Here is a 10,248-nt window from a genome sequence, read left to right as displayed (position 1 = left end):
GCAAAGGCAGGTTCTTTAAGGTAAGGAGGTGATCCAACCGCAGGTTCCCCTACGGTTACCTTGTTACGACTTCACCCCAGTCATGAATCACAAAGTGGTAAGCGCCCTCCCGAAGGTTAAGCTACCTACTTCTTTTGCAACCCACTCCCATGGTGTGACGGGCGGTGTGTACAAGGCCCGGGAACGTATTCACCGTAGCATTCTGATCTACGATTACTAGCGATTCCGACTTCATGGAGTCGAGTTGCAGACTCCAATCCGGACTACGACGCACTTTATGAGGTCCGCTTGCTCTCGCGAGGTCGCTTCTCTTTGTATGCGCCATTGTAGCACGTGTGTAGCCCTACTCGTAAGGGCCATGATGACTTGACGTCATCCCCACCTTCCTCCAGTTTATCACTGGCAGTCTCCTTTGAGTTCCCGGCCTAACCGCTGGCAACAAAGGATAAGGGTTGCGCTCGTTGCGGGACTTAACCCAACATTTCACAACACGAGCTGACGACAGCCATGCAGCACCTGTCTCAGAGTTCCCGAAGGCACCAAAGCATCTCTGCTAAGTTCTCTGGATGTCAAGAGTAGGTAAGGTTCTTCGCGTTGCATCGAATTAAACCACATGCTCCACCGCTTGTGCGGGCCCCCGTCAATTCATTTGAGTTTTAACCTTGCGGCCGTACTCCCCAGGCGGTCGACTTAACGCGTTAGCTCCGGAAGCCACGCCTCAAGGGCACAACCTCCAAGTCGACATCGTTTACGGCGTGGACTACCAGGGTATCTAATCCTGTTTGCTCCCCACGCTTTCGCACCTGAGCGTCAGTCTTTGTCCAGGGGGCCGCCTTCGCCACCGGTATTCCTCCAGATCTCTACGCATTTCACCGCTACACCTGGAATTCTACCCCCCTCTACAAGACTCTAGCCTGCCAGTTTCGAATGCAGTTCCCAGGTTGAGCCCGGGGATTTCACATCCGACTTGACAGACCGCCTGCGTGCGCTTTACGCCCAGTAATTCCGATTAACGCTTGCACCCTCCGTATTACCGCGGCTGCTGGCACGGAGTTAGCCGGTGCTTCTTCTGCGGGTAACGTCAATTGCTGCGGTTATTAACCACAACACCTTCCTCCCCGCTGAAAGTACTTTACAACCCGAAGGCCTTCTTCATACACGCGGCATGGCTGCATCAGGCTTGCGCCCATTGTGCAATATTCCCCACTGCTGCCTCCCGTAGGAGTCTGGACCGTGTCTCAGTTCCAGTGTGGCTGGTCATCCTCTCAGACCAGCTAGGGATCGTCGCCTAGGTGAGCCGTTACCCCACCTACTAGCTAATCCCATCTGGGCACATCTGATGGCAAGAGGCCCGAAGGTCCCCCTCTTTGGTCTTGCGACGTTATGCGGTATTAGCTACCGTTTCCAGTAGTTATCCCCCTCCATCAGGCAGTTTCCCAGACATTACTCACCCGTCCGCCACTCGTCACCCGAGAGCAAGCTCTCTGTGCTACCGTTCGACTTGCATGTGTTAGGCCTGCCGCCAGCGTTCAATCTGAGCCATGATCAAACTCTTCAATTTAAGTTTGATGCTCGTGAATTAAACTTCGTAATGAATTACGTATGTTCACTCAGAGACTTGGTATTCATTTTTCGTCCGAGGACGTTAAGAATCCATGTCACTTTGAGTGCCCACACAGATTGTCTGATAAATTGTTAAAGAGCAGTGCAACGCGGCTTTCGCTCACCGTTGCGAGGTGGCGTATATTACGCTTTCCTCTTTCAGAGTCAACCCGTTATTTCAGGATTTTTTCTCTTCAACCGACCGGGTTGTCTGTGAAGTGATTCACATCTGCCGTGTCGATGGAGGCGCATTATAGGGAGTTCTCCGCAGGCCGCAACCGCTAAATGACAGAAAAATGACTGACTGCTGCATTCCACAGCAAAACCCCGCCTTATACCCTTTTACACACAGACTTATCCACAATGATACGAAAAAGTAAAAATGTGCGAGCGTTGCGCAAACGTTTTCGTTAAAATGCTCGCGCTTCACAAGGATGCCTCGTCAGGTGTGTTAGATGAGTTTTTCGCAGGAAAATTCATCTAACGCTCTCTGTAATCGTGAAATCCAGGGGATTTACCATGCAACAACGTCGTCCAGTCCGCCGCGCTCTGCTCAGTGTTTCTGATAAAGCCGGTATCGTCGAATTCGCTCAGGCACTTTCTGCACGCGGTGTGGAGCTGCTTTCTACAGGCGGCACCGCACGCCTGTTAGCAGATAAAGGTCTGCCGGTAACCGAAGTGTCCGATTACACCGGTTTCCCGGAGATGATGGATGGACGCGTCAAAACTCTGCATCCGAAAGTGCACGGCGGTATTCTTGGCCGTCGCGGCCAGGACGATGCCATTATGGAAAAGCATGATATTGCGCCAATCGACATGGTTGTCGTTAACCTCTACCCGTTTGCCCAGACCGTTGCCCGCGAAGGCTGCTCTCTGGAAGATGCGGTAGAAAATATTGATATCGGCGGCCCGACCATGGTGCGCTCTGCAGCCAAGAACCATAAAGATGTGGCCATCGTGGTGAAGAGCAGCGATTACAACACCATTATTAGCGAGATGGATGCCAACGAAGGGTCACTGACGCTCGACACGCGTTTCGACCTCGCTATCAAAGCCTTCGAACACACCGCTGCATACGACAGCATGATCGCCAACTACTTCGGTAGCCTGGTGCCGGCTTACCACGGTGAAAGCAACGATCCTTCTGGCCGCTTCCCGCGCACGCTGAACCTGAACTTCATCAAGAAGCAGGATATGCGTTACGGCGAGAACAGCCACCAGCAGGCTGCCTTCTATATAGAAGAAGAGATCAAAGAAGCCTCGGTTGCCACCGCTCAGCAGGTTCAGGGCAAGGCGCTCTCCTACAACAATATTGCTGACACCGACGCTGCGCTGGAATGCGTGAAAGAGTTCAGCGAGCCAGCCTGCGTTATCGTCAAGCACGCTAACCCATGCGGCGTGGCGGTGAGCACCTCTATTCTGGACGCTTACGACCGTGCTTACAAAACCGACCCGACCTCCGCGTTTGGCGGCATTATCGCCTTCAACCGCGAGCTGGATGCCCAAACCGCGCAGGCCATCATCTCCCGACAGTTTGTTGAAGTGATCATTGCACCATCGGCATCCGAAGAAGCGCTCAAAATCACCGCAGCAAAACAGAATGTGCGCGTACTGATTTGCGGTCAGTGGGCAAATCGCGTGCCGGGTCTGGACTTCAAACGCGTGAACGGCGGCCTTCTGGTTCAGGATCGCGATCTGGGTATGGTGACAGAAGCTGACCTGCGCGTAGTGACCAAACGCCAGCCGAGCGAGCAGGAGCTGCGTGACGCGCTGTTCTGCTGGAAAGTGGCGAAGTTCGTCAAGTCCAACGCCATCGTCTACGCCAAAGAGAACATGACCATCGGAATAGGCGCAGGCCAGATGAGCCGTGTCTACTCTGCGAAAATTGCCGGGATCAAAGCAGGTGATGAAGGGCTGGAAGTGAAAGGTTCCGCCATGGCCTCTGATGCCTTCTTCCCGTTCCGTGACGGTATCGATGCGGCAGCCGCTGTAGGCATTACCTGCGTGATCCAGCCAGGTGGTTCTATCCGCGACGACGAAGTGATTGCCGCCGCCGACGAACACGGTATCGCGATGATCTTCACCGACATGCGCCACTTCCGCCATTAATTCCCGGAGCAGAAAAATGAAAGTATTAGTGATTGGTAACGGCGGACGCGAGCACGCCCTGGCGTGGAAAGCGGCGCAGTCTCCGCGGGTGAAAACGGTCTTCGTGGCACCGGGTAACGCCGGTACTGCCCTGGAACCCGCTTTGCAGAACGTCGCCATCGGTGTGACCGATATCCCGGCCCTGCTGAACTTTGCCCAGAATGAGAAAATCGATCTGACCATTGTCGGCCCGGAAGCGCCCCTGGTGATTGGCGTAGTTGACGCGTTCCGCGCTGCTGGCCTGAAAATCTTCGGACCAACGGAAGGTGCTGCCCAACTGGAAGGGTCTAAGGCCTTCACCAAAGATTTCCTGGCACGTCACAACATCCCGACGGCGGAATATCAGAACTTCACTGAAGTGGAGCCAGCTCTGGCTTACCTGCGTGAAAAAGGCGCGCCGATCGTTATTAAAGCCGACGGTCTGGCCGCCGGTAAAGGCGTTATCGTTGCGATGACCCTCGAAGAAGCGGAAGCCGCGGTTCAGGATATGCTGGCTGGCAATGCCTTTGGCGATGCAGGCCACCGTATCGTGATTGAAGAGTTCCTCGACGGCGAAGAAGCGAGCTTCATTGTCATGGTCGACGGCGAGCACGTTCTGCCGATGGCCACCAGCCAGGATCATAAACGCGTGGGTAATGGCGATACCGGTCCTAATACCGGCGGGATGGGCGCCTACTCCCCTGCCCCGGTGGTGACGGATGAAGTACATCAGCGCACCATGGACCGCATTATCTGGCCTACCGTGAAAGGCATGGCGGCGGAAGGGAATACCTACACCGGTTTCCTCTATGCAGGTCTGATGATCGACAAGCAGGGCAACCCTAAGGTTATTGAGTTCAACTGCCGCTTTGGCGATCCGGAAACTCAACCGATAATGCTGCGCATGAAATCGGACCTGGTCGATCTGTGTCTGGCGGCTTGCGAAGGCAAGCTGGACGAGAAAACCTCAGAGTGGGACGAACGTGCGTCTCTGGGCGTGGTGATTGCTGCGGGCGGTTATCCGGGTAACTACAACACCGGTGATGAAATCCACGGCCTGCCGCTGGAAGAGATTGACGGCGCGAAGGTATTCCACGCGGGTACGAAACTGTCTGACGACGAGCGCGTACTGACCAACGGCGGCCGCGTCCTGTGTGCTACCGCACTGGGTCATACCGTTGCAGAAGCGCAGAAGCGTGCCTATGCGCTGATGGCGGATATTCACTGGAACGGAAGCTTTAGCCGTCAGGATATTGGTTATCGTGCGATTGCGCGCGAGCAGGGCGAGTAATTTTCCCCCTCACCCTAACCCTCTCCCTCAAGGGAGAGGGGATTTACGTCAAAAACTCTTCTCTGTCGGCTGCCACGTGCAGAAATCTTCGTTCGCCACCAGCAACAGCTGAGAGCCTTCCGGCGCCTCAAGCCACGCCACACTCACCTCCATTGATGAATGACGCTGACGGCGTTGAATATGTTCGGTCGCCCAGGATTCAAGCTCAGGCTTCACCGTCTGCCCTTCGCAGGTGGTTACCGTGCCATCGTTATGCCAGCGCCCCTGACGCAGCACCACACGTCCAAGACGAAGCGCATCGCTGGTCTGGCGGATTTGTTCAGCACGATAGCGGTAGAGGGCAATCTGATCGCTGGAAAGCTGCTGTTTTTGACCACTCACTTCACGCTGCATAAAGCTCAGCTCACCATGGTCGTCAAAACGCACTTTCACATGTTCGGGGGTTTTACTGTAGACGTTCAGTTCAATCAGCGACAGGTAATCACCCTGCCAACGATACTCCGCGGTCGACGTATTGCCGTTATGCCACGGACTGAAAGCGGAGAGCAGATGCACTTCGCCGCCGGAATCTTTGCGCCATATCCTCACCGCACCCTGATTGTCAGCGTAGCCGCTGGCGGTAAACGGTGGCAGAGAGGTGTCGTGGCTGCAGGCAGACAGCAGAAGCACGCCTGCCAGCGCGAGCGTTCCACGCCAGAATGACAAAAGGGGCGTTGCCGCCCCTTCGCTAAAACTGTTCACTGCCACGCGTCTTACTTAACAGCGTCTTTCAGTGCTTTACCAGAAACAAATGCCGGCACGTTAGCTGCGGCGATTTTGATTTCTTTACCGGTCTGCGGGTTGCGGCCAGTACGCTCAGCGCGGTGGTTCACTTTGAAGGTACCGAAACCAACCAGTTGTACAGCATCGCCTTCTTTCAGAGACTCAGTAATAGCAGCCAGGGTAGATTCCAGAGCAGCTTTAGCCTGCACTTTAGACAGATCAGCCTTGTCCGCAATTACATCAATCAGTTGAGTCTTGTTCATAAGTTATCCTTTCAATGTGTTTATCGCTTGCTAAGCATCGAGTGCGACGAAAATGCCAAAAAAGCACTCTCCTGCATACACGCACCGATAGCCACTTTTTTTCGCCCCCCAAATGTAGACCAGACGGGGGGCAGAAGGGAAGAGTCGAGGTGCGACAAAACAGGCGTTAAATCACGTTTTGTTGTCTCATTGGTTAAAAATTATACCAATATTGCTCTCGCCCGACTCACGTAAGTCCGCACGCAGCCCTTTGATCAGCTCAATGTCACGTTCTTCACACTCTGCCAGCAGGCGGAAAATTTCCCACTGGATATCCCATTCCTGCTCAACCGCCGGGTTAGCTCGCAGCTCTTCGTCGGTCATTTCACGGCCTTCCTGGGTCATTTCGAGCATCGCAACGGTCGTAATGGATGCCTTACTGACTTCGATAGCATGCTCCAGGGTTTCGCCACTCAGACGGGAGTGGATCAGCTCACTTAATGCCACGCAGGCATCAATGGCCGGATAGACACCGTACAGATCAAAATCATCCGCGGCCGGGATCGCCTCTTCCAGCTTTTCCAGTTGGGAGTCGAAATTCACCTTTGCGTCTTTGACCGTCAGCGTTTCCCAGATCAAATCCAGAATGCGGCGGTAGATATGACCATCACCAAAGCCCGTCTGCTTACAGAACGCGGCATAGTTGGGATACATGCGCTCGCACAGGCAAGCCATAAAGGTGACGTGCTGCCAGCTTTCCAGCTTCTCAAGGCGCAGATGAATCGGGTTTTGTAACATGATGATGTCTCGAATCGAAAATTAGCCGCAGTTTACCTGAATCACGGCTGAATTTCCTGCCAACGAACAAAAGCCGGACGCGAGGAAGCGACGGCGTCCGCCCAGCGGGTTGGCTCCGGTAAACGGTAGCCCTTCATGCAGCGCTGAACCCACGCCAGTGCGCTGTCCATGCTCACCCGGTGACCGGTCGCGATAAACAGCGGATTACAGCGCGCTTTGCTGCGCCAGACCCACGCCAGCTGCTCGCCTTTATGGATAAGCGGGGCCAGCGCACCCGGCTCGGGGGAAAGTGGTTCAAACGCGCCACACAGGCGTTTTTTGGCGACGCCAATGGTCGGCACATCCACCAGCAGCCCAAAATGGCTGGCCACGCCTAAACGGCGCGGATGCGAGATACCGTGCCCATCCACAAACAGCAGGTCAGGTTTTTGCGAGAGCTGCTCCCATGCTGCCAGCAGCGCGGGATACTCGCGAAAGGAGAGGAAACCCGGAATGTACGGCATAGTGGTGGCGATACGCGCCACCTTGTACTCAACCAGCTCCAGCGAAGGGTATTTCAGAACCACCATCGCCGCTCGCGTCACTTCACCACCCTGCTCGAATCCGACGTCCGCTCCGCCAATGTACTGCGGGGGATCCTTATCCAGGCGATCCTCGCGGATCACCGATGAAGCCAGTTCAATTTGCTGAGCGCGTAGCGACGCGAGATCCATAACCACTCCTTACTGGTGATACTGGGCAGAAAGCCGATGCACCGCCTCCACAAATACGCCTGCATGCTCTGGCGGAACATCCTGATGAATGCCGTGGCCGAGGTTAAAGACGTGGCCTTCCCCCTGGCCGAAACCAGAGAGTATAGTCGACACTTCTTCTTCAATACGGGCTGGCGGTGCATAGAGCATGGAGGGGTCCATATTGCCCTGCAGCGCCACTTTGTCGCCCACGCGACGGCGAGCATCAGCGATATCGGTCGTCCAGTCGAGACCCAATGCATCGCAGCCGGTCGCCGCCATCGCTTCCAGCCACTGACCGCCACCTTTGGTGAACAGCGTCACCGGCACGCGGCGGCCTTCGTTTTCACGCAGCAGGCCATCAACGATTTTGTGCATGTAATACAGGGAGAACTGCTGATAATCGCGCCCGGTCAGTACGCCACCCCAGGTATCGAAAATCATCACTGACTGCGCGCCCGCTTTAATCTGCGCGTTGAGATAGAGCGTGACGCTCTTCGCCAGCTTGTCCAGCAGCGCATGCAGAGCCATCGGCTCGGCGTACATCATTTTTTTGATCACGGTAAAAGCTTTGCTGCTGCCACCTTCAACCATGTAAGTTGCCAGCGTCCACGGGCTACCGGAGAAGCCAATCAGCGGCACTTCGCCTTTCAGCTCACGGCGAATGGTGCGCACGGCGTTCACCACATAGCCCAGTTCGCCTTCCGGATCGGGGATCGGCAGCTTATCCACGTCGGCTTTGCTTTTGATCGGGGAGGTAAAACGCGGGCCTTCGCCGGTTTCAAAGTACAGGCCAAGGCCCATTGCATCCGGAATGGTCAGAATGTCCGAAAAGAGAATGGCGGCATCCAGCGGGAAGCGGCGCAGCGGCTGGAGCGTCACTTCACACGCCAGCTCAGCGTTTTTGCACAGCGACATAAAATCACCTGCCTGCGCACGCGTGGCTTTGTACTCTGGCAGATAGCGTCCTGCCTGGCGCATCATCCACACCGGGGTGACATCAACGGGCTGGCGCAGCAGCGCACGCAGATAACGATCGTTCTTCAGTTCGGTCATTTTTGCAGTTCCTTAAGCGTCATGGCCTCAGTGTAACACTACTCATACTCGGCCCGACACATCGCCACGGTATCTTCTATCAGCCGACGCGCCACGGTGCCGGGTGGCGGTAACAGAGGCAAATCGTCATAACGATACCAGTTCGCGTCCAGCAGCTCTTTCTGATCGATAACGATCTCACCGCTGTCGTATTCCGCCATAAACGCCGTCATCAGGGACATCGGGAATGGCCACGGCTGAGACGTTACGTAGTGCAGGTTTTTCACCTTGATCCCGCTCTCTTCCATCACTTCACGCGCTACCGCCTGCTCCAGCGTTTCACCCACTTCGACGAAACCGGCAAGAACGGTATAAATGCCGTTGCGATGGCGGGTATGCTGCGCCAGCAGGATAGTATCCTCACGGCGAATGGCGACGATAATGCAGGGTGCAATCTGCGGATAGTAACGTTCACGGCAGTGGCCGCAGAGCATTGCCCACTCGGTTTTGCTCGGGTGCATGGTATGGCCGCAGTAGCCGCAGTATTTATGCGAGCGGTAAAACTCCGCCAGCTGGACGCCCCGCCCCGCCAGCTGGAACAAGCCAACATCCTGATCCAGCACCTGACGAACCGATCCCATCTCCTGACGGCGAGGCTGTTGGATCAACCACACTGCATCCCCCTGCCATTCACCAATCTTCAGTGCTGGCTGGCCAACAAGATCGAACGCCTCTGCTGCGCCATAAGGGATCTCCCCGGCAGGAAGCCATAGTTTTTGTTCGTGACTGACGATCCACCAACCCAGATCTGATTTTTCAATAATACGATCCATATCTATTGCACTACCTTCGCTTCACTGACATGTTGTTAGCATTGTGGTTACATTTTGGATAAGCAGATTCAATTCTCAACCTTGCGGAGTCAACCATGTTAAACCAGCTAGAAAGCCTGACTGAGCGCGTTAGAGGAAGTAACAAACTGGTGGATCGCTGGCTACATGTACGCAAGCATCTACTCGTGGCTTATTACAATCTGGTCGGTATTAAGCCTGGCAAAGAATCGTTTATGCGGCTGAATGAAAAAGCGCTGGATGATTTTTGTCAGAGCCTGGTCGACTACCTGTCCGACGGACATTTCAATATTTATGAACGTATTATCCGCGAAATGGAAGGGACAACGCCGTATTTAGCGGCCAGTAAACTCTATCCGTTGCTGGAAGCCAACACCCAGCAGATCATGGATTACTACGATTCCACGCTCGAAAATGCCATCGATCACGACAATTATCTTGAGTTCCAGCAGGCGCTTTCCGATCTTGGCGAAGCGCTGGAAGAGCGATTCACGCTGGAAGACAGGCTGATCGCCCTCGTCCTGGATAACGGCCTGGATGTGAGTAACGAAGATAACATCGCGCGCCCTGCTTGAGTTCTTAATCGTTAACGAGTAATTTACAACCATTCGCCCCTCTGCGGAGGGGGATTTTTCTTGTCGGAGTGCCCAGCGCTTAAACGCGCGGGCTGAGACCGTTAATTCGGGATCCGCGGAACCTGATCAGGTTAATACCTGCGAAGGGAACAAGAGTCACACTGCTGTTGTATCGCCCCTGAGGCGATCTTCTCTTGCTTCATCCGTCGTCTGACAAGCCATGTCCTTCACTTC

Annotated in this window: 9 protein-coding genes, 1 rRNA gene and 1 riboswitch; of the genes, 3 read left to right on the top strand and 7 right to left on the bottom strand. The window is 54.8% G+C overall.

What is annotated here, in order from left to right; all coding sequences use genetic code 11:
- Positions 1 to 21: 21 nt before the first annotated feature.
- A 16S ribosomal RNA gene (locus L383_RS04355) occupies positions 22 to 1,561 on the bottom strand.
- Between the two features lie 560 nt (positions 1,562 to 2,121).
- Between L383_RS04355 and purH the strand changes: the two genes are divergently transcribed.
- Together purH and purD are read left to right on the top strand one after the other, a co-directional pair.
- Positions 2,122 to 3,711, top strand: a complete 1,590-nt coding sequence (gene purH / locus L383_RS04360) for a bifunctional phosphoribosylaminoimidazolecarboxamide formyltransferase/IMP cyclohydrolase (protein ID WP_023331770.1) — start codon at positions 2,122 to 2,124, stop codon at positions 3,709 to 3,711.
- A gap of 16 nt (positions 3,712 to 3,727) precedes the next feature.
- On the top strand, positions 3,728 to 5,020 hold the full coding sequence (purD, locus tag L383_RS04365; protein WP_023331769.1) for a phosphoribosylamine--glycine ligase: 1,293 nt from the start codon (positions 3,728 to 3,730) through the stop codon (positions 5,018 to 5,020).
- A 48-nt stretch (positions 5,021 to 5,068) separates the two neighbouring features.
- Here the strand turns inward: purD and L383_RS04370 are convergent, their stop codons facing one another.
- From L383_RS04370 to nudC, 6 genes are all read right to left on the bottom strand, one after another.
- On the bottom strand, positions 5,069 to 5,761 hold the full coding sequence (locus L383_RS04370) for a DUF1481 domain-containing protein (RefSeq protein WP_014882080.1): 693 nt from the start codon (positions 5,759 to 5,761) through the stop codon (positions 5,069 to 5,071).
- Between the two features lie 11 nt (positions 5,762 to 5,772).
- Positions 5,773 to 6,045: a nucleoid-associated protein HU-alpha gene (gene hupA, locus L383_RS04375; protein ID WP_002445246.1), complete on the bottom strand. Its 273-nt coding sequence runs from the start codon at positions 6,043 to 6,045 to the stop codon at positions 5,773 to 5,775.
- A gap of 186 nt (positions 6,046 to 6,231) precedes the next feature.
- Positions 6,232 to 6,822: a YjaG family protein gene (locus L383_RS04380; RefSeq protein ID WP_014882079.1), complete on the bottom strand. Its 591-nt coding sequence runs from the start codon at positions 6,820 to 6,822 to the stop codon at positions 6,232 to 6,234.
- A gap of 41 nt (positions 6,823 to 6,863) precedes the next feature.
- Positions 6,864 to 7,535 (bottom strand): deoxyribonuclease V, encoded by a 672-nt coding sequence (gene nfi, locus L383_RS04385; RefSeq protein WP_023331768.1) that lies wholly within the window; start codon positions 7,533 to 7,535, stop codon positions 6,864 to 6,866.
- A gap of 9 nt (positions 7,536 to 7,544) precedes the next feature.
- Positions 7,545 to 8,609, bottom strand: coding sequence for a uroporphyrinogen decarboxylase (hemE, locus tag L383_RS04390; protein ID WP_023331767.1), 1,065 nt, complete (start codon positions 8,607 to 8,609; stop codon positions 7,545 to 7,547).
- A 38-nt stretch (positions 8,610 to 8,647) separates the two neighbouring features.
- Positions 8,648 to 9,421: an NAD(+) diphosphatase gene (nudC, locus tag L383_RS04395; RefSeq protein ID WP_014882076.1), complete on the bottom strand. Its 774-nt coding sequence runs from the start codon at positions 9,419 to 9,421 to the stop codon at positions 8,648 to 8,650.
- 95 nt (positions 9,422 to 9,516) lie between these two features.
- Between nudC and L383_RS04400 the strand changes: the two genes are divergently transcribed.
- Positions 9,517 to 10,014, top strand: a complete 498-nt coding sequence (locus tag L383_RS04400) for an Rsd/AlgQ family anti-sigma factor (protein WP_014882075.1) — start codon at positions 9,517 to 9,519, stop codon at positions 10,012 to 10,014.
- A 54-nt stretch (positions 10,015 to 10,068) separates the two neighbouring features.
- A riboswitch (TPP riboswitch) is annotated at positions 10,069 to 10,180 on the top strand.
- Positions 10,181 to 10,248: the final 68 nt, after the last annotated feature.

It is taken from the genome of Enterobacter sp. MGH 37, from assembly GCF_000534515.1.
GTDB lineage: Bacteria > Pseudomonadota > Gammaproteobacteria > Enterobacterales > Enterobacteriaceae > Enterobacter > Enterobacter kobei.
Note: the sequence above shows the minus strand (reverse complement) of the source record. Positions and strands in the feature narration are given on the sequence as shown.